Raw genomic sequence first — 20,944 nt, 5'->3', positions numbered from 1 at the left:
TTGATAATGAAATCGGCAGAATTAGCCTGAATACACAAAAGAATAAACCTGGGAAACCAGAAAACATTAAAACCGTTTTATGAGGAGTCATATGGCCGGAAACCAGAAGTTTCCATCTGATCTGCTGTTTGTGGCAGGTCTTGTAATTCTTACGGATATCTTCGTATTTATTCCTGTACTCAGTGAGAGTTTTATTCGCACAGTCCTTGGCCTGCCACTGATGCTATTTCTACCAGGGTATGCCCTTGTGGCCTTACTATTTCCAGCAAAAAGCGGACTTGAAGGAATCGAGAGGGCGGCACTTTCTGTAGGAATAAGTGTTGCAATCGTACCTATCATAGGACTTGTACTTAATAATACATCTTTCGGGATCAGAGAAATACCTCTTCTCGCAAGCCTCTCTGTGTTCATCATCCTGGCATGTGCAGCAGCATATGTCCGCAGGAGGCAACTTCCAGAAGACAAAGCCTTTGAAGTCTCTTTCAAAGATTCTGCCCGTTCGCTCTTGATTGAAGTTCTGGGAAAACCAGAATCTTCAACGGAAAAAACACTCAGGGTTTTTCTGGCAATTTCCATTCTGGTTCTGGTCGGAACTGTTGCTTATTTGGCCATAGTTCCCCATGAACAGGATCCTTTTACAGAATTCTATATTCTCGGGCCCGAGGGAAAAGCTGAAAATTATACTACGGAGTATATACAGGGAGAAAGCGGAACAGTTATTATAGGGGTCGCAAACCATGAGCACAGAACAGTAAATTATACGATGGATGTCAGGCTCGAAAATAAATCCCTGGCTCTGCCTGAGAAACTGAGGCATATACAGCTTGACGACAATACGACCCTTGAAGAACCACTTGAGATAACCCCCTCAATTAAAGGAAAAAATTTGGAGCTTCAGTTCCTGCTTTTCAATGATACTGACAAGAAAACGCCTTATGAGGACCTTCTCCTGTGGATAAACGTTACCGAGGAGGCCTGAAAATGGAGATACATGAAAATCAGGAAATGAGAAAATCCGAATATCGGGAAATGTATGTGTCTGACAACAGGGCAACACCAGAGCCTGAATTAAGAAACAAAGGGCTTTATCTTATTGTTCCGGTTTTAGTCATCGCTATTGCAGAATTTATGATCTACTCCGGAAATGTTGTAGAAGCAATGGAAGTACATGCAGCCCTGCTTTTTGGGCTATCTCTTTCCATGTTATATATAAAGAACGTGGAAATTCAGAAAACCTACCAGGCTCTTATTCTGCTTCCCGTCCTGCGACTTGTAAACATCTCAATGCCAGCATTTTATGAGATAACCCTTTACTTATTTGTCTTTATCTACGGACTCCTCACAATTCCAGTAACCATTGCACTCACCAGCCAGGGATTTACCCGGGAGCAACTTGGGATAACCTTCAAAAGAATATGGATCTATATTCCACTCTCGATAATTATTGGCCTCCTTCTCGGATTAGGGGAATACCTTATAATAGAGACAAACTACCTGATCCCTGATCTTTCAATAATCCCCCTTCTAATACTTACCCTTGTTATGGTCTTTTTAGTGGGCCTTGTTGAAGAAATCATCTTCAGATCTATTCTGCAGAATAGACTTGAAGTGTTTCTAGGAAGTCGAGGAGGCATAATTGTGACAAGTGCCCTGTTCGGACTAATGCATTCAGGGTACGGAAACATAATTGAAATTTTCTACACATTCCTTGTAGGTTTTATTATAGGATATATGTTCTATAGAACCCGAAGCCTCCCTCTGGTCGCAATGATCAACGGCTTCATAAACGTCTTTCTCTTTGGGGTAATTCCCCATTTACTTTAAATTTATTTTTTGAAGATGTACATTTCTCTGGTTCGTTTCTCCAAATATGTTTGCGTATCCTGCCGTAAAATGTTGCCTGAAGAAAAAGTAAGAGAATAGAATCAGAGGAAAGAAGAGACCGGATAAAAAAGGAGCAGGCACAAAAAACGAGCATGATATTCTTTGAGTAACATGCCCAAAGAATGAAAGTACTTGAGAGCACTTTCATGCCAAGAAGCAGGAAAACTTATTTTTTAGGACTTATGTGGTTGAACTGAGAAATCACAACATTACCCCTCAAAAGTAAAAACATGAAGTAAAAAACAACGCTATTGTAATTGATTTAGCTCCTTAAGTGCAAAGTCCTGTTTTTAAAACTTAAAAGAGGACATGAATTTTCATCAGATCTTATTGAAAAGAATAGGGAGAAATTTTCGTTCTCGATGCGTATATGCTCAACGGGCCACAAATATTAGAAGAGAGCTACAAGCTTGTAAAGAATAATTGCACCGAAAGAAAATAAAAGTGGAATGATTCCCATATTCAAAGAAGTTTTCACAGAGTCTTCCCAGTGTTTTGACAGAGGCAGGAAATCTCTGAGAAGTAACAGTAAAAGCAAAACCACTACAGCCACTGATGCCCCTTCAGGGACTCCTGGTGTGGTCGTCATTGTTAGCTCAGCCGAAGAAGCAGAAGTTGATGAAATTAAACTAAGCGTAGTTAAAACTCCTCTAGTTGATTGACGTATGATTGACGTATAAGAGAAACAAATATGCAATCAAATATAAAAAACCTCCTCCTTTTTAGTTTCTTGACCTCCAAACCATAACAGTAAAGAGAGGACAAAGAAGAAGGCTGAAGATATTGATTTTAAAAAATTCCCACTAAATAGAGCAGAATAAAAAAATGCATTTATAGATATATCAAATACAGAGTAAATCAGTTTTATAGTTTTAAGATAGCTCTGAACATGGGGACATAGAATACTATTTTTCATTGTAAAAACAGATAATATCCTTTACACCGATGAATACATGTAAAATCTTCAATGATAATATAATAATTAACATCTGACAAGGGAAGATCTTAAAAAATTAGGGCAAGAGTTAGATAATTTTTAAATTGAAGTACAGTCATATAAAATTAACATTGAAGATGTTTAGTATTAGAGATCAGTATTAAAAATATCTAACTATCAATATAGAGAAAAGATCTATAATAAAATAATTAAACAAGGTTGTAAATAAACTTCTAAAAGATTATGTACTAAAAAAATTCGACAAATAGAATTACTTCACCAAAAAAAGCAAAAAAGCTGTAGATAGGTAGATAAACCAAATCAGTTAAATAATTATAAAGTGTATTCAAAACTAAAAAATTCACATAGTTACGAAATCGAAGGGAGTGAGCACAGGGATACAGGGAAATAACGATTGTTCCGGATAATCTGGAACAACAAGTACAGATAATCGGGAACAGAAAATTTAATACATACCATCTAAATATATTAAAAATATTAATAATGTTTTGACCCATTTAGAATTTACCAAATGGATTAAAATATATAAATAGGGGAAAGATATGAATTCAAAACAATTCAAAATCCATGATTCTTCGAAGATTTACGGTAACTCTGTGATCGGAAAAGATACAGTGGTTCTGGAGAAAGTGATACTGGGATATCCAGAACACAAAGTTCTCATGGAAATTCTCAAAAAAAATATAGAGATAGAGGACTTCGATTTTCCGGGCTGCACTATAGGTCCAAACTCAATAATAAGAGCAGGTTCCACGATTTTTTCCAGTGTAAAGACTGGAAGAAACTTCAAAACCGGACATAATGTAATGATCAGGGAAAACACACAAATAGGAGACAATGTACTTATCGGAACGAACGTTATCGTAGACGGAAACGTAAAGATAGGAAACAATGTCAGCATTCAAGGAAATGTGTATATTCCAATGAATGTGGTTATTGAAGACAATGTATTTATTGGACCATGTGCTGTTCTTGCCAACGATAAATACCCCATCCGTAAAAAGTACGAACTTAAAGGCCCTGTTTTAAGAAAAGGAGCATCTATAGGCGCTAACGCAACGCTACTTCCCGGAGTGGAGATAGGAGAAGGAGCAATGGTTGCCGGAGGAGCCCTTGTAACAAAAGACGTTCCCCCATGGAAGCTGGCGCTCGGAGTGCCTGCCAAAATACAGGAGCTTCCAGAAGATCTCAAAGAATTGAACAGGATATAAGCCTATCGAAAAATCAAATCAAATCAAAGTAAAATAAAGCATTATTAAATAAATAGAGGTTCTAAAATGATCCCAATCGCCAAGCCCCTGCTGGGCAAGGAAGAGATTGATGCCGTAACGAAGGTCCTGGGCTCAGGCATGATTGCACAGGGGCCAAAAGTAGAAGAATTTGAGCTTGCTTTTTCCGAGTACACAGGCTGCGAACATGCAGTTGCTGTAAACTCCGGTACTGCTGCCCTGCACATTGCACTTCTTGCCCACAACATTGGAAAAGAAGCTGAAGTAATTACAAGTCCTTTCACATTTATTGCCACTGCAAACAGCGTTCTTTACACCGGAGCAAAACCTGTTTTTGCAGACATAAAACCGGATACATATAATATAGACCCGGAAAAGATTAAGGAAAAGATCACACCAAAAACAAAAGCCATTATTCCTGTCCACCTTTATGGGCAGTCTGCAGACATGAAAGCAATAATGGAAATCGCTGAAGACCACAAACTTGTTGTGGTAGAAGATGCCTGTCAGGCACATGGAGCAGAGTGCCTTGGAAAGAAAGTAGGCAGTTTCGGAACAGGAGCATTCAGCTTCTATCCGACCAAAAACATGACAACAAGCGAAGGCGGAATAATTACAACCAGCGACAGGGAGATTGCAGAAAAATCAAAAATGATCAGAGCTCATGGATCTAAAGTTCGCTACCTGCACGAAATGCTGGGCTTTAACCTGCGCATGACTGACATTGCAGCCGCAATCGGACTTGCCCAGCTTGCAAAACTTGATGGATTTAATGCTGCAAGGCAGAAAAATGCAGACATGCTCTCATCCGGACTTAAAGGTGTTTCAGGGATTGTACCTCCAGTAACAAAACCCGGCTACACTCATGTTTTCCATCAATATACAATAAGGGCCAAAAAGAGAGACAAGCTCGCAGATTTCCTGAAGGAAAAAGGAATAGGCACAGGAGTTCATTACCCAATACCCATCCATAAACAGCCCTATTACATTGAACTTGGATACAAAGATTCCCTGCCTGTCTCGGAGAAAGCAGTGGAAGAAGTTCTCTCTCTTCCTGTACATCCCGCCTTATCCAGAGACGACGTGCAGAAAATAATTAAGGAAGTAAAAGAATTTTATGCAAACGCTTGATCGATTTCCATGCCGTAACCGCGTTCATAAACAGGAAGTGAAATCTTGATAAGAGTAGGAGTAATAGGCACAGGTGCCATGGGTCAGAATCACGTTCGTATCTACAGCGAGATGGAGGGCGTGAAACTTGCCGGGATATCGGATGTAGACCAGAAAAGAGTCGAAGCCATGGCTGCCCAGTTTAAAACGAAAGCCTTTACAGATTACAAAAAAATGTTTGCTGAAGGCCTTGATGCAGTAAGTGTTGTTGTGCCAACAAAACTGCATAAACAGGTAGTCCTTGATGCCTTGGAAGCAGGCATTCATGTCCTTGTCGAAAAACCAATTGCCGACACAGTTGAAAATGCGGAGCTAATGATCCAAGCTGCAAAAAAGGCAGGAAAAGTGCTTATGGTAGGCCATATCGAACGCTTCAACCCTGCAGTCATAAGGCTCAAAGAGATCATAAACTCAGGAATTCTGGGCAAAATAGTGTCTATTTCCACAAGGAGAGTAGGTCCTTATAACCCGAGGATAAGAGACGTTGGCGTAATTCTGGATATAGGTGTCCACGATATAGATGTCATCTCATATCTTTATGGCAAGAAAATAAAGGGGGTTTACGCAATTGCAGGCGCAGATATTCACTCTTTCGAGGACCACGCTTCAATTATCCTGCGTATGGACCATAACTTCGCAGGCGTTGTAGAAACAAACTGGCTGACTCCTCATAAAGTAAGACAGCTAACCGCAATAGGAGTTAAGGGAGTAGCCTATCTGGACTACATCGATCAGACAGTAGAACTGCATGACAATGGCTGGATAAGAAAAGCCAAAGTCGAGCCAAGTGAGCCCCTGAAAAACGAACTCACTTATTTCATAGACTGTATTCAAACAGGTAGAGAACCTAACCCCAGTGGCGAAGACGGAAAACATGCACTTGAAGTAGCAATGGCAGCAATCAGGTCTTACGAAGAAGAAAGGCTGATTGAAGTCGGACAGTAAACCGCATAAAAGATAAATGGTAAAGGAAATAGAAATCCGAAAGCCTCAGGGAAAAATAGAAGAATATTTTAAAAAACAATACCGGAAAGTGATAATTATGAGCAAATTAGAAAACCTTCTAAAGGAACGCGGGCCTATAAAAAAGATAGGTGTGCTTGGCATGGGATACGTAGGAATCCCTGCTGCGGTTCTTTTTGCAGATGCTCCATGTTTTGATAAAGTCCTCGGCTTCCAGCGAAACTCAAAAAGCTCAGGCTATAAGATAGATATGCTCAACAGAGGAGAAAGCCCGCTCAAAGGAGAAGAACCGGGCCTTGAAGAGCTTATTGGGAAGGTCGTAAAAGCTGGCAAGTTTGAGTGCACTCCTGATTTCTCAAGAATCTCCGAGCTTGATGCAGTCACACTTGCAATTCAGACTCCTTTTGCAAACCCCAAAGACCTGGAACCCGATTTTAGCGCTCTTATAGATGGAATCAGAAACGCAGGAAAATACCTGAGGCCGGGTATGCTTGTAGTCCTTGAATCCACGATTACTCCCGGAACAACTGAAGGAATGGCAAAACAGATCCTTGAGGAAGAGTCCGGGTTAAAAGCGGGTGAAGATTTTGCCCTTGCACATGCTCCTGAAAGGGTGATGGTAGGCAGGCTTCTGAAGAACATAAGAGAACACGACAGAATCGTGGGCGGCATCAATGATGCAAGCACAAAGAGGGCTGTTGAGCTGTACTCTCCCGTGCTCACGGCAGGAAAAGTTATTCCAATGAGTGCAACTGCAGCCGAGGTTACAAAAACTGCAGAAAACACATTCCGCGACCTTCAGATTGCAGCAATCAACCAGCTTGCCCTTTACTGTGAAGCTATGGGTATAAATGTCTATGATGTCAGGACAGGAGTTGACAGCTTAAAAGGCGAGGGAATTACAAGAGCTATCCTCTGGCCCGGGGCAGGGGTAGGAGGCCACTGCCTGACCAAAGACACATACCACCTGGAAAGGGGAGTTAAGATTGGAAAGGGAGAACTGGACTACCCTGAAGGTGCAGATTCAATATATGTGCTTGCAAGAAAAGTTAATGATTTCATGCCCACACACATGTATAACCTGACTGTTGCAGCCCTTGAGCGGATTGGGAAGAAGATGAAAGGATCAAAGGTTGCAGTGCTCGGCTGGGCATTTATTAAAGACTCTGACGATGCCAGAAACACTCCCTCAGAACCATACAGGGACCTCTGCCTGAAAGCCGGAGCAAATGTTATGGTACATGACCCTTATGTTGTCAACTATCCAGGCGTCAAGATTTCAGACAACCTGGAAGAGGTTGTGAAAGGCGCAGACGCTGTAGTGGTGCTTGCAGGGCACAGTGCATACTCCGGCTTGAAAGCTGATTGGGTAAAGAAAGTAACTGCAAAAGCAAATCCGGTTATTGTTGACGGAAGAAATGTCATCGAGCCGGATGAATTTATTGGAAAAGGGTTCATTTACAAGGGAGTTGGGAGGGGAGATAAAAACTCACATAAAATAAAATGAAGGGGAAATTTCCCCTTTTTAAACAGTAATTTGTCATTTATATGGGAGTAGGGTAGAAATTATGTTTGACAAACTGAAGGAAAACGAAGAACTCTGGGATCTCTTTACCAGAAAGGAGGAGTACAGCGTAACTTTCCGCGACGCGTATGAGAGATTCCCTTATTATCTGAGCAGTCACAGGAATGTCTTTGAGCCAAGAGTTTCAGAATTTCTGGTAGAAAACGGGCTGAAGCCGCAGTATCCGGATGGAAAAAAATTTGCTGTCTGCCTCACACATGATATCGACGCAGTCTATCCGTCTTATCCGATTGTAGATTCTATCAAAGCCCTTGCAAAAGGAAAACTGACCGAAGCAATGAAAACTCCTTTCTCCAGAGTTAACAGAAAATGGAATCCATGCTGGAACTTCAGGAAAATAATGGAGCTGGAATCAAAGTATGATGCTAAATCCAGTTTCTATTTTCTTGCCCTGACCTCTGAAGAGAAAGACTTCAATTATAATATTAAGGATCTGGAGTCCGAACTTGGCTTTATATCCGACAGCGGATGGGAAGTAGGCCTTCACGGAGGGCACGAGTCCTACAACAACCTTGAAGATATTCAGGAAAAAAAGAAGCGGCTTGAAGAAGTTTTAGGTAAAAAAGTCATCGGGTATAGAAATCACTATTTGAGGTTCAGAGTACCGGATACCTGGGAATTATTGAGCAAAGCAGGCTTCAAATACGATACCACACTAGGATATTCAGACTGTGCCGGCTTTCGAAACGGGATGTGCCACCCTTTCAGGCCTTTTAATTTAAACGAAGGACGCCAGATCGATATAATGGAAATCCCACTGGAGATCATGGACCGTTCGCTTTTCAAAGATTACATGCGCCTCAATGTCAAGAAAGCATGGGAATGTGCAAAGCACCTGATCAACACCGTTGAGAAATATAACGGCGTGGTTACTATTCTCTGGCATAATAATACAAGCATTGAAGGGGAGAATCTTAAGTATTACGAAAAAGTCCTTGAGTACTGTGCCGGAAAAAATGCCTGGATTACCAGCGGAGAGGAGATCTACAACTGGTGGACCAGCCAGGTTGAGCCGGGAATCTAAATATAGTGTTATACTATTAAAGAATCATAGTTACTAAATAAAAAAATAACATCAATCGGCAGTTCAGAAAGAATTCTTTTTTGCAGATAAGACGGCGTTCTTAATCGGATTAATCTGGTTGATGTTATATGAGATAAAATTGTTAGAAAGTTAACAGCGGCTTTCTGTTGAAGAATCAAAATTATTTTATATTTTGAAGCATAATTATAATTCTCTGAGAAATGAGAACAGAGGATATCTGATACAACAGATTAAATGATATTATTTTAGCAGTTCTATGAAAATTTGAGGATAAAGAAGGCAGAATTTTTAAAGCCAACCTCTGTCTCCAAAATTCTTTCTTAATGGGGTTTTCTTGATACAGGCTGTCACTAAAGGGAAAAGTGATCTGTATCGTAGGATGAGTATATAAGGAAGAATTTGTTTATAGAGAATTAAGAAGAGAAAAAAGGGACAGGGGAAAACAGAGGATAATATAGGGCACTGAGATTTGAAGAATTAAGATTCTTTGGAAAATAGACCTTCCGGAACTTAAAATATTCACTCCAGGAATTTAAAAGCTTTCAGCTACCTGGTGCCATGGAAATTTAACTACTGGGCATTAGTACATTGGCAATACCTCATCCTTAGTCCCTTTTCTTAATTATAAGGGCTCAGAACTAAATTTCCTGAACACTGGCCTGGAAAACAACTTCTTTTTATAGGGCGCTGGCGATGGATAAAAAGACAGAAGAACCGGTAGAAAAGCCATCTCAAAATGTAAAGAAAACAAGTTTTGCATCAGATGTGCTGACACTCGTAGGCGGAACGACTTTTGCTCAGATCCTTACAATTCTTGTGGCGCCTGTTCTGACCCGCCTCTACGGGCCTGAAGACTTTGGAGTATGGGCTCTTTATCTCTCCATCACCAGCATAATAGCCGTTATTGCATGCCTGAGGTATGAATTTTCTATAATGCTTCCTGAATCAGATGAAGAGGCAGTAAACCTTTTAGGCCTTAGCATTCTTGCAGTTCTGGCTGTAACCGTTTTAACCTTACCTTTTTTCTGGTACTTTAAAACCCCTATAGTTGATCTTCTAAATTCTCCGCAGATAGAGGAATACTTATGGCTTATATCAATATCCGTGTTTGTAAACGGGGTTTTTCTAGCACTCAATCAATGGAACTCAAGAACAAAACTCTTCAAAAGACTTTCCTTTTCAAGGATTTCCAGTTCGGTTTCTACCACTACAACACAGATTGTTCTCGGAATTACAGGAAATCCCCCAACTCCAGCTGGTTTAATCGGAGGCAGTCTTGCAGGACCGTCGGCAGCAACATTGGTACTAGGAGGGCAGATATGGAGAGATGATAAAAACCAGATAACAAAGAACCTTAGATGGAGAAAGATATATGAAGGCGCTGTAAGGTACCGTAACCTTCCACTAATAGACAGCTGGTCTGCCCTTATGAACTCAGTTTCCTGGCAACTCCCAGCTTTTCTACTTTCAGCTTTTTTTACTCCCGCAGTAGTTGGTTTTTATTCATTAGGGTTCCGCCTTCTTCAGATGCCTATGAGTTTAATTGGCAGTTCAATCTCACAGGTATTTTACCAGAGGGCGTCAAGAGCAGTGTCTGAGGGCACCCTCAGTGTTCTTGTAGAAAATGTTTTTAGACTTCTTGTAATTATAGGCATGTTCCCGATACTTATTCTCACAATTGTAGGCGGAGATGTCTTTACAGTAATTTTCGGGAAAGCCTGGACAGAAGCAGGAGTGTATGCTCAGATCCTGAGCCTCTGGGCATTTATATGGTTTATTTCTTCTCCTTTAAGCACAATATATCTGGTTGTAGAAGAGCATCATTTCGGGTTCAGCTATAACTTTTTTAACCTTACAACCCGCTTTTTGTCCCTTGCAATTGGCGGAATTCTCGGAAGCGCCCGTATAGCCCTTATTCTTTTCTCCGCGTCAGGCATTGTAGTGTATGGGTACCTGTGCCTGAAAATGCTGTCCTACTCAGGAGTAAAAACCTCAAAAGCCCTGAAAATAGTATTCTCAAACCTTGTACTCTTTATCCCTGCAGGAGCATTCCTGGCAGCTCTTAAGGTTGCAGAAATAAATCAGGCTGTTCTTGTTGTAGTCTCATGCTTGATTATCTGCATCTATTATCTGTATATACTGAAATCGGACAGGCAGATGAAAGAAATAATCAGTGAATTCAAATCTGCGGAAAAATCGTAAGCCTCAGGAGAACAGACAAAAAATATGGAGAATGGGGTCAAGGGGTTTTTCAGAGAAGCTAACCTTCCTGGAGTTCCTTCCACTTTCATCCATAACCGGAGATTTAAGATAGGGGATACTGTTAATATGAATCATGAAAGTTTATGATTTTTTCCAAAATTGAAGAAATTTTGATGATTAAGGTTAAAATTACGTTGGGATGAGCTCAATTAAAAAATCTCATCATCATATGTTTCTGTTTCGTTAGAATCAATGTCAATAGGCGGAGTTAAGTCGTTAGAATAGTTGCCGCTCAGGTATAAATTAGCATACGAATTCGAATAGATCTTGTTTTTTGTATACATGCTATAATTCAGAGAATTATTCTGAAAATCGGATGGACTGGAACTGTAAATTTGTTTTGTATTCGGGACTCCGAAAGGCAGACCATCCTCTTCAAAAGCTTCATCCCTGGTATAAAAATAATTACGATTATAATAAGAGTCGTCAATTTCAGAAGAGTTCAAATGATTGACATATGAATAATTATTAGACGTAAATGATCGAATATATCTTTGAGAGAAATGATCAGAGAAAACATAAGATCCGGAAGAGGCATGTGTGCCTAAATAATTAAATCCATAAATCTCTTGTTGAGTAAAGTAGCTTCTTGGGCCATCATCGTACATAAAATTGGAATTTGTATTGCTGTTAGTAATTGAAAAGAAACTGAAAAGTAAAGGAATCAAAAAAATACCCAGATAACACAATGTTTTTAGCTTACTGGTAAAGAGAGATTTGATGACGATATAAATTCCTACACCTACAGCTAGAGAGATAAATGGAACTACAAGTAAAGTAAATCTGTCGAACTGCAACAAATCCATAGTGTTCCAGAACAACTTTAGAGGAGTAGGGAAATAAAACATGAAGCATGCCAGAGAGAAAATGCCAAAAGCGGCTCTGGATTTACTTCTTTGATACAATACAAGATATTTAACTCCGATTAATGCAAAAATGAAAGAAATATAAATATCCGAATTTGAAATTACGAGATTAAGTAAGCTGTCATTTTGAAATAAAGAGTTTGCATTATATTGTATAACAAGTTCATTTGTTATTAGACTTCTTAAACGCGGACCTATTACTTCTGATGTAAAGTCATAAGCTACATAAATCCAGTAACTAATAAAAAAAACATTGAAAAATAAAACTGATGTAGATGACATATACCCGTCGTCATGACTCAAATACTCGCTTATCAGGAACAGAATAAGGAGAACAGAGATTTGTGCAGCTGATACCTGGTGGGCTAATACAATTGAAAGTACGAATAAAATTGCAAAAAATTTGAAGTATATGTTGATGCCAGCGTGACTGGAATTACTGGCATTAAGCCTGTAATTCAGGTAAAATAGAATCACAAAATATACGAATGCTAATACTCTTGTGACCATATAGGTTCCATGAAAAAGAATCACAGAACTCCAGGAATAAACTAAACAACTTAAAAGGCTTATTTGTTTATTGTTTGAAACCAGATAAAATAGTAAGTATATAAACAACAATGAAACGACAAAAACAGGGGCAGTAATTAAAAAAAGAGAATCAGCTATATCCAGATTAGTAATATGAGCACTTATGGCAACTAAAATGTGATATAGAGGAAATTTACTGTAAAGGAACATAGATTCGGGAAGTGTTCTTCCCGTTTCAGCAATAATTCTGGCAATATTAATGTGGGGCAGTATATCAGTAGTACCAAAATAGAGAGGGTATACAAAAGTAACACCATATATGAAATTAAGCATTGATGCAGCTATTTCGGTAAGTATTACTGAGCTGGATGTTCTGCCAGTAAAGATTTGAAGAAATATAATAAGATATAACAATAGAAGTAAAAAAATGTAAATTTCGGATCTATCGTTAGTAAAAACTAAATATATAATAGACCAGATGAAAATAATGAGATATAACTTAAGTAGATGGCTTTTATTCAATGAGAAAACATAAATGTCGCTTAATTCAAACGACAGATTTTTCGCAAACAAAATAAACAGAACAGAGATTAATATTACAGTTGACAAAATAATTGCATAAGAATAATAAGACTCCAGCTTCATTACGAAAATAAGAGAGAGAGATCCAAGAACGATTAGAAGAAGAAAAAGAGGGTATACCCTAAAAAAACGTTCAATGTAGGATTCATCGCTCATATAAATCAAATCCTTTTTCGATAATAAAAGTTACGTGCTGCAACTTTTATTGGAACTGTTAATTACTTTACAAGAAATACGTTCAACATTTGACGCAGCAATTTTCCAACTATGATGATCTCTAATGAATTTATAGCCTTCGGTTCCCATTTTTTCACATAAGAGGTCATCCTGTAATAATCTTACAATAGCTTTACCCAAATCACATACATCCTCGGGAGTTACAGAAATACCTCCATTTGAAGCAGAAAGTAACTCTTCTATACCTTTTATTTTACTTGCAACGACAGGTTTACCACACGCAAGATATTCATATATTTTTAACGCAGATAAACCTATTCTGTCATTTCTCTCAATAACGAAAGGTGCAACACAAATATCACTGGCATTTATATAAACTGGAACTGTTTCGTAATCTACATATCCTGTAAACAGGTAATTGCTGGAAACATTCAAAGTATTTACAAGTTTTTTTAATTCATCGAGCTTTGGACCGTCTCCAACAATTATAAATTTTGTATTGGGACATTTACTCAATATAAATGAACTCGATTTTATTAAATACTCAACTCCCTGCCAGGGAGCTAAATGTCCAACAAAGCAAACGTGTTTAAATTCAGAATCTAAATTTAATTTTTTTAATGCATTTTCTTTATTCATCGGCTTAAAAAGGTCAATATTAGCACCGTTTTCAACCACAGAAATTTTATCAGACGGTAAATTGTACCTCAATTGTAGAAATTCTTTTAATTTAGGTGTAACTGTTACAATATGTGTTGCAATTGAGTATCTATTATGTAAAACTGAATTTATGATTTTAGCGATCGGCCCTGGAAAGCGGCCTGTTTCATTAGAAATCCCGTTTACCTCCATAATTACAGGAATATTAAAAAATAAAGTGAGATTACAACCTGTCCCAAAAGCATGATCTCTTTCATAAATAACGTCACATTTATTTTTAATTAAATAAAAAAAACAAATAAAAAAAGCATTTATAGAAAAAGTAAACGCCCTTAAAAATTCAATATCAAGATATCGGCATCTTTTAAAAGTTATATTCCCTCCAAACTTTGGAGGATTCTTAGTAGGAGAAACAACAGTTACAGAGTTGTTTATGGATAAATTTCTCAATATTTCCCTCACATGCGTACAGGCACCAGTGGAACCATTCAGGTCTGGGAAAGAAATATATAACATTTTCATAAAAACCACATTGATAATAAAACCACGTTATAATAATAGGGTTTCAATAAAAAGTTATCGAATTAGAGTAATATAGAACTGTTCAGTATCTTGAGCTATCTTTTCCCAAGAAAGATTTTTTACTAAATCAAATGCGTTAGAACCCATTTTACTCAGCCTTTTTTCATCATTCAATAAGAAAATAACTTTCTCAGCAAGATCATTTTTATCACCGGTTTTTGTGAATAAACCATTACACCCATCCTTAACTATAGCTTTAAAGCACTCACATCCGCTGACTATAAGAGGTAAACCACATACAGATGCTTCTAAAAGCACGTTTGGAAACGCTTCCCCTTCCAGTGAAGGAAGTACAAATAAATCTGCAGCTTTATAGTATAGTGCCTTTGCAGTTGAATCGGAAACATATCCTGCAAATTTAACATTATCCTGAATTTCCAAGTTTACAGCCATATCTTCAAGTTCATTCCTTAATGGGCCATTGCCTACAAAAACGAGATAAGCATCTGGATGATTAATCAGTATTTCTTTCATTGATTTTAGCAAAATATCAGGAGCCTTCCTTGAAATTAAACTGCCTACAAAAAGGATAATTTTACTGCCCACAGGCAATTCTAATTTATTCCTGCATTCTTCTCTGGTGTAAGGAATATCAAATTCTCCAAAATTAACTCCGTTAGGGATATAAACTAATTTTTTTGAATATTTTTTAAGAAATCGTGATTCTGTTACATGGTTTTCAGACAGAGCAATCACCGAATCTGCTGCCCCAAGTAATCCGTCACAAAAAAACTTATTAAAAAGCAGCACACCGACTCTTCGTTTAATTCCTCCAAAGCCGCCTACCCAATCACCATGATATGAAACAACCAGTTTTTTCTTCATTTTTTTAGCATAGAAAAATGCAGTTAGAGGGGCAGGTAAATTCCCCATGCGAGCATGTACTATATCCAGGTCAACTTCAGAAAATAAAGGATCATATAACAAAGATAATGATATTGGGCATTGACCAACAGTGAAATTACTGGGATACCTGTATATTTTTATTTTGTCATATACCTCAATCGATTTTTTCGAGTCAATAGAAGTGGTAAAAACAAATACTTCATGCCCTCTCTTTGCCATATTTACAGCAAGGTTATAACTTCCTAATTCCACGCCCCCGCCAATGTAAGGTCCTGTTATCTCTCCAGTGAGAGGGTTCTTATAAGGAAAACAAGATGTGAAATAGCCAATTTTCATGGTATCGACTCGTCAATTGATATGAGGTTTAATAATTACTATTAATGGATACTTTTGAAACGGCTGCTCTAACTTTACCAGATTTGTCTTTGGGAATTTCGTCAACGATTTCCACTTCAACATTAATTTCCTGACCCATGACTTCTTTAATGTCATGTTCTATTTGGAGTATCGTGCTCTGTGAGAACTCAGGACTTTTGACAACGAGTACCCTTATCAGATCAATTTTTTCCTGTATTGCCTTTAACTGACCAATGCCTGGTATTTTCCTTATTATTAAAGTCCATATGATAGGAGAAAAGATCCTGCCATCTGGCACTTGCATAAAAGAATCACTTCTACCTTCAATTAATTTCATTAGAGGTAATCCTCTCCCACATGGGCAGGATTCATCACTTGGAATTCCAATATCCCCAATTCTATATCTGATTAAAGGCATAGCATAATTATACAATCCTGTGTATACAATTTCCCCTCTTTCACCAGATGAAACATTTTCCCCATTTTCAATAAATTCCATTATCACAGCATCTGCATCTATATGATATCCGGCGTGTTCACTGCATTCCCATGCAGTTCTGTTTAATTCTACACAGCCAAAATGATCAATCATCTCAACATTAAAAACCGAATTTATGTATTTTCTTGTTTCCGGATCTAGAAGTTCAGATGTGCCAAATACTACTCCGGGATTAATATCCTGAATGCCGTTTTTTTTAACAGCTTCTGCTAATAACCTTATTGAAGATGTATAACCATCAAGCACTTCTGGTTTAAATTTTGTTAACATCTCAATCTGTTTATCAATTGATTCAAATACAGATATTTGAACCGCATTATAAATCCTCAATTTCTGGAACCAGCGTGGTTTTTGATAGTGGTGGGGGTCCCCAAAAACAGCCCATTTGCTACGTAATTTTAATCCATTTTCAATGTGAGAACGTAAATTAACAGCTTTACTAAAATCATCTGCAGCTTCATCATATACTATTTTAAGAGGGATTCCTGTTGAACCACTTGTTTCAGTAACAAGACACTGGCTTAGATTGAGACCTTTTGATACCCTTGATTCAAGTTTTTGCTGCCTGAGTTCTTCTTTTGTTGTAAAAGGGATCCTTTTTAAATCATTTAACGTCCTGATATCATCAGGATGAATTCCTGCTTTTTTAAATTTATTATGATAAAATTCTGTATTTTCATAAGCATGCTTAACCATTGAGCGGAGTTTTTTATTCTGCAACTCTTCAAGCTCAGAGGGTTTAAGCCATTGATTTTTACGAACTTGATGAAGTAACCTCAACTTATTTATTGAACTCAAGAACATCTCCCTCATTTTTGAACCAGTCTACAAATTTATTCAGACCTTTGTGGATATCGAATAATGGTTTGTATCCGATCAGTTTATTTCCCAGATCAATATTTGCCAGCGTATCCTCTGTGTCTCCTTTTTGTTTGCCGGCATATATTATTTCAGATGTTGATCCAGTGATGGACCTTAAGTTTTCAATCAAATCGTTAACACTGATCCGGTTTCCGTCGCCGATATTCAAAATCTTACCATCGGTTAATTTGTTGTTAATGAGTCTTTTATTTGCTTCCACAACGTCATCAATGTAAGTGAAGTCTCTAGTCTGTTTTCCGTCACCAAAAACCGTAATAGGCTCATTTGCAAGCATTTTCCGGGTAAAGATTGAGATTGCAAGGTCAGGCCTCATCCTCGGCCCATATACTGTAAAATAGCGCAAAGAAGTGGTTGGGAGTCCATATACTTCATAAAATACCCTGCAGTAGTGCTCTGCAGCCAATTTACTGACACCGTATGGAGATACAGGTTCAGTTGGGTGTTGCTCATCAAAAGGTAGATACTTAACTTTGCCATAAACAGAAGAGGATGAAGCATTAATGACTTTTTTCACACCTGAATCAAGGGAAGCCTTAAGCACATTTAAAGTCCCCAGCACATTTACATCATTTGGCTTAAAAGGGTCTTCAACTGAAATTCTGACACCAGCCTGGGCAGCTTCATGAAAAACATAGTCTACTGTGCTGTCAATTACATCCTTTATTTTATCGAGATCTGTGACATCAGCATTGATAAAAGTGGCATTTCCACTATTAAGAACAATATTTGTATTTCTTTTTTTAAGGGCAACAGAATAATAAGGATCAAGGTTATCAACAATAACAATTTCATGACCATCTTTTGCAAGACTTTCTGCAATATGTGACCCTATAAAACCTGCGCCGCCGGTGATAACTATTTTGGACACTTTAAATCAACTCTTTGTATAGCTGAACCGTTTTATGTACGGTGTCTTTCCAAGAATAGTTTTCAACAACGTTTCTTCTTCCGTTTTCCCCGAATTTTGCTGCAAGAGAAGAATCTGAAAGTGTTTCTGATATTCCGTCTGCCAGGGTTTTATAATCTTTTACTGGAACCAGTATTCCAGCACCATTGACAATACTAACAAGCTGCGGCAATCTGGAACAAACTACAGGAATCCCACATGACATTGCTTCAAGAATTGTCCTTGGTACACCTTCTTCAAGGCTTGGAAGCACAAAAACGCTTGACTTTTGATACAGGTCTACAATTTCGGAGTTCTGTACAAAGTCCTTCATTACAATACCACTGTCCAATTTCAGGTCGTGTATTTTTTGAATAATCCGGTCTTTATCCGGACCATTGCCTACCATTGTAAGGGTAGCATCAGGGTACCTGAGTTTTACTATATTGAAAGCATCAATAAGGTAATCGAGTCCCTTTCCTTTTGCATACCTGCCCACCCAGAGCAGGTTCTTTTTGTCAAAAGAAGATTCTTTTGCAGGGACAAACAGGTCAGTATCGATGCCGTTGTGTATCACATTGATTTTTCGAGATTTAACTCCAATATTAACGAGTTCCTGTTTCTCTGTTTCAGTATAACAGATTATTTTATCTGCTGCTGCAAATGTGAGCCTGGCACCTGTGGCAGTATAAAGATCCTGGAACCACCTGGGAGCAGTCTGTGAATTCAAACCGTGGTTGGTTATAACAAGAGGAGTTGAGCCAATCTCTCTTGAAACTGCACTGAGGTTGGTTGAAAAGAAAAGATGGGAATGAGCATGAACTATATCATATTTTGATTGGTCTTTAACCAGATCAACAAACATACCTGGTGTGATGGAATTTCCAAGTATTTTTGCAAAAGGTTTGAAATTCCTGACATAATACCCATCAGGAGCTTCATATGAAGATTTTACACCCTCAGAGGCAGTATAAACGGTTACATCGTGCCCCATTCTAGCCTGCTCCTTAGACATTTCATGGACATGGATACCAAGCCCGCCAACTGTATAAGGATATATGTCAGGTGCAACGCGCAATATCTTCAAGAAAAAGACCTCTTTTTAACTGAATTTCACTCCACTTTTTAGCCTACCTGATCAACCTCTCCATCAAATATAAAATAATCCCTGTAAACACTATAAACATTCCTATAAAATCCAGACATACCAGTATCATCCTCCCGAATCTTCTGCCCCTGTTTTTACGATTAGCGACCATATCAATAAAAATATATTTCATCAAAACTTGCTAAATATTTCTAGAATTAATCGTGCGCATTTTTATAGTAAGACGTTCTATTTTACATGGGGGACGATTAAAATTAAATTAGATTGTATAAACTTAAGTTATGTATATGAAGAACTGAGGGGATTTATTGTATTGGAGAAACTGTCTAAATAAAAAAACAATTTTAAATCCAGTCCTCAATAAATCAATTACATAACTAATTGACCTGTATATTTTCCCAAAGTTTGTTATAAAGAATTAATGTTCGGGAGTGGAAACTATTTGAAAAACTTACACAATTGGAGAGTGTACTGTACAAAGTATTTATTTGCTTTTGCGGATAACAGTGTTAATTTTTTTATGATATTATATATTAAAAATCTTGTTTCATTGCATGCCAATAACTGCAAAAATACACGTAATGTTCAGCGCCTTGCGATAGCAACGTTAAAACGAAGATTCGGAATATCGTTACTACTTGGATGCCTTCTCCTTACAAGCTTGCCTACCGCCTTATGTATGAGTTCAGCACCTATTGTTTACGTTTCAGGAGATGGAACTGGAGACTTTAACTGCGATGGGAAAGATGACCATGTGCAGATAAACCAGGCACTCAAGTTCGTTTCTGAGAATTCAGGATATACAACTGTCTACCTCAAAGGACCTTTCACATATAGACTTGGCGATTCTCTTATTATAGACAGTAATACTATTCTTGAAGGGGATTCAAATGCTGTACTTACAGTACATACCGATAGTTTATGGGAAGCTGAAAAGCCGATGATTAAACAGAGTAATCCAAAAGAATCTACGAAGGGATATATTATACTTCGTGGGTTCGAGATTAACGGTCAAGCAGACACGCTTAACAGTAAATTTGCAGCTTCTAAAGGTGTTTCGGAGTTACGTGGTGACGGCTACTATAATATGATGTTGCTGTACTACGACGACGTTGAAATTACTAATATGTATCTGCATGATAGTCTTGGTGATGGTCTTAAAATAAAGTATAGTCAGAATGTTAAGTTCCATGACAACCGGATTTACAAGCTTGGTCATGACGGTCTTTTTGCAATCAAATGTAATAATGTAGAAGCATGGAACAACACAGTGAGATGCAAGACGAACTCTGCAGTAAGAATTTGGAATGCAAATCATATAAAAATCCATGATAATGTCATATATACTGTGTATGAACCAGATGCAGGTGGCCCAGGAATTCAGATACAATATATTAAGGAGTCGTCAAGCCCATACATCATGGATGATATAGAGGTATATAACAATACTATTTATGATACGTATGGCCCAGGTATCTGGCTCATAGCATATGGTAACGCATACGCAAAAACAGAGGCACAAAACGTTTACATACACCATAATATATTCTATGGTTGTGGCACACATCCGACCTATAATTGGGTGTGCGGTATAGAAACAAGTGGATTTAATAATACCACTATAGAAAACAATGTTTTTGATGGGAATTATCACGCTGCAGTAGCACTCCAGGCTGCTTTAAATCTGACGCCTCCAGGTACAGGATACACGACAATTGTACGTAATAATATCATTTCAAACACTAAACAAAGAAAATATCAGCCTTCCGGAACTGGCAATGGAGTCGTTAATTACCTGACTGGAACCCATTCCTTTATACTGGAAAACAACTGCCTCTACAACAACACTGCAGGGAACTACAAAAATGTTAA

The 20,944-nt window shown here is 38.0% G+C and carries 15 protein-coding genes; 10 read left to right on the top strand and 5 right to left on the bottom strand.

Going from position 1 to position 20,944, the window contains the following annotated elements; all coding sequences use genetic code 11:
- Nucleotides 1-91: 91 nt before the first annotated feature.
- From PLL47_RS09730 to PLL47_RS09690, 9 genes are all read left to right on the top strand, one after another.
- A complete protein-coding gene (locus PLL47_RS09730) occupies nucleotides 92-979 on the top strand; it encodes a DUF8471 domain-containing protein (RefSeq protein ID WP_324446000.1) in 888 nt (295 codons plus the stop codon).
- A gap of 2 nt (nucleotides 980-981) precedes the next feature.
- On the top strand, nucleotides 982-1,824 hold the full coding sequence (locus tag PLL47_RS09725; RefSeq protein ID WP_324445999.1) for a CPBP family intramembrane glutamic endopeptidase: 843 nt from the start codon (nucleotides 982-984) through the stop codon (nucleotides 1,822-1,824).
- Nucleotides 1,825-2,333: 509 nt separating this feature from the next.
- Nucleotides 2,334-2,546, top strand: a complete 213-nt coding sequence (locus PLL47_RS09720) for a hypothetical protein (protein ID WP_324445998.1) — start codon at nucleotides 2,334-2,336, stop codon at nucleotides 2,544-2,546.
- A gap of 838 nt (nucleotides 2,547-3,384) precedes the next feature.
- The gene (locus PLL47_RS09715) at nucleotides 3,385-4,053 is read left to right on the top strand and encodes an acyltransferase (RefSeq protein ID WP_324445997.1); all 669 of its coding nucleotides are present in this window, start codon (nucleotides 3,385-3,387) and stop codon (nucleotides 4,051-4,053) included.
- Between the two features lie 66 nt (nucleotides 4,054-4,119).
- Nucleotides 4,120-5,202 (top strand): DegT/DnrJ/EryC1/StrS family aminotransferase, encoded by a 1,083-nt coding sequence (locus PLL47_RS09710; protein WP_324445996.1) that lies wholly within the window; start codon nucleotides 4,120-4,122, stop codon nucleotides 5,200-5,202.
- 45 nt (nucleotides 5,203-5,247) lie between these two features.
- Entirely contained in the window at nucleotides 5,248-6,186 is a 939-nt protein-coding gene (locus tag PLL47_RS09705) for a UDP-N-acetylglucosamine 3-dehydrogenase (RefSeq protein ID WP_324445995.1), read from the top strand.
- A 97-nt stretch (nucleotides 6,187-6,283) separates the two neighbouring features.
- Entirely contained in the window at nucleotides 6,284-7,711 is a 1,428-nt protein-coding gene (locus PLL47_RS09700; RefSeq protein WP_324445994.1) for a nucleotide sugar dehydrogenase, read from the top strand.
- A 61-nt stretch (nucleotides 7,712-7,772) separates the two neighbouring features.
- On the top strand, nucleotides 7,773-8,813 hold the full coding sequence (locus tag PLL47_RS09695) for a polysaccharide deacetylase family protein (RefSeq protein ID WP_324445993.1): 1,041 nt from the start codon (nucleotides 7,773-7,775) through the stop codon (nucleotides 8,811-8,813).
- A 714-nt stretch (nucleotides 8,814-9,527) separates the two neighbouring features.
- A complete protein-coding gene (locus PLL47_RS09690) occupies nucleotides 9,528-11,036 on the top strand; it encodes a lipopolysaccharide biosynthesis protein (RefSeq protein WP_324445992.1) in 1,509 nt (502 codons plus the stop codon).
- Between the two features lie 2,225 nt (nucleotides 11,037-13,261).
- Here the strand turns inward: PLL47_RS09690 and PLL47_RS09685 are convergent.
- The 5 genes from PLL47_RS09685 to PLL47_RS09665 are packed head-to-tail and all read right to left on the bottom strand — an operon-like array spanning nucleotide 13,262 to nucleotide 19,051.
- Nucleotides 13,262-14,434: a glycosyltransferase family 4 protein gene (locus PLL47_RS09685; protein ID WP_324446007.1), complete on the bottom strand. Its 1,173-nt coding sequence runs from the start codon at nucleotides 14,432-14,434 to the stop codon at nucleotides 13,262-13,264.
- 54 nt (nucleotides 14,435-14,488) lie between these two features.
- Nucleotides 14,489-15,676 carry a glycosyltransferase family 4 protein gene (locus PLL47_RS09680; protein WP_324445991.1) on the bottom strand — a complete coding sequence of 396 codons (1,188 nt, stop codon included), beginning with the start codon at nucleotides 15,674-15,676 and terminating at the stop codon, nucleotides 14,489-14,491.
- Between the two features lie 28 nt (nucleotides 15,677-15,704).
- The gene (locus PLL47_RS09675; protein WP_324445990.1) at nucleotides 15,705-16,994 is read right to left on the bottom strand and encodes a phenylacetate--CoA ligase family protein; all 1,290 of its coding nucleotides are present in this window, start codon (nucleotides 16,992-16,994) and stop codon (nucleotides 15,705-15,707) included.
- Nucleotides 16,978-17,946: an SDR family oxidoreductase gene (locus tag PLL47_RS09670; protein ID WP_324445989.1), complete on the bottom strand. Its 969-nt coding sequence runs from the start codon at nucleotides 17,944-17,946 to the stop codon at nucleotides 16,978-16,980. The genes PLL47_RS09675 and PLL47_RS09670 overlap by 17 nt, the downstream gene beginning before the upstream one ends.
- A gap of 1 nt (nucleotide 17,947) precedes the next feature.
- A complete protein-coding gene (locus PLL47_RS09665; RefSeq protein WP_324445988.1) occupies nucleotides 17,948-19,051 on the bottom strand; it encodes a glycosyltransferase family 4 protein in 1,104 nt (367 codons plus the stop codon).
- Between the two features lie 700 nt (nucleotides 19,052-19,751).
- On the opposite strand from PLL47_RS09665, the gene PLL47_RS09660 reads away from it, so the two are divergent.
- On the top strand, nucleotides 19,752-20,944 hold a 1,193-nt coding region (locus tag PLL47_RS09660), incomplete at its 3' end, for a right-handed parallel beta-helix repeat-containing protein (RefSeq protein ID WP_324445987.1).

The organism is Methanosarcina sp., from assembly GCF_035390745.1.
GTDB lineage: Archaea > Halobacteriota > Methanosarcinia > Methanosarcinales > Methanosarcinaceae > Methanosarcina.
Note: the sequence above shows the minus strand (reverse complement) of the source record. Positions and strands in the feature narration are given on the sequence as shown.

Coding starts and splice junctions, on each gene's coding strand:
- PLL47_RS09690 (WP_324445992.1), top strand. CDS start 9,528: ATGGATAAAAAGACAGAAGAACCGGTAGAAAAGCCATCTCAAAATGTA.
- PLL47_RS09700 (WP_324445994.1), top strand. CDS start 6,284: ATGAGCAAATTAGAAAACCTTCTAAAGGAACGCGGGCCTATAAAAAAG.
- PLL47_RS09720 (WP_324445998.1), top strand. CDS start 2,334: ATGATTCCCATATTCAAAGAAGTTTTCACAGAGTCTTCCCAGTGTTTT.
- PLL47_RS09725 (WP_324445999.1), top strand. CDS start 982: ATGGAGATACATGAAAATCAGGAAATGAGAAAATCCGAATATCGGGAA.
- PLL47_RS09680 (WP_324445991.1), bottom strand. CDS start 15,676: ATGAAAATTGGCTATTTCACATCTTGTTTTCCTTATAAGAACCCTCTC.
- PLL47_RS09695 (WP_324445993.1), top strand. CDS start 7,773: ATGTTTGACAAACTGAAGGAAAACGAAGAACTCTGGGATCTCTTTACC.
- PLL47_RS09710 (WP_324445996.1), top strand. CDS start 4,120: ATGATCCCAATCGCCAAGCCCCTGCTGGGCAAGGAAGAGATTGATGCC.
- PLL47_RS09730 (WP_324446000.1), top strand. CDS start 92: ATGGCCGGAAACCAGAAGTTTCCATCTGATCTGCTGTTTGTGGCAGGT.
- PLL47_RS09715 (WP_324445997.1), top strand. CDS start 3,385: ATGAATTCAAAACAATTCAAAATCCATGATTCTTCGAAGATTTACGGT.
- PLL47_RS09685 (WP_324446007.1), bottom strand. CDS start 14,434: ATGAAAATGTTATATATTTCTTTCCCAGACCTGAATGGTTCCACTGGT.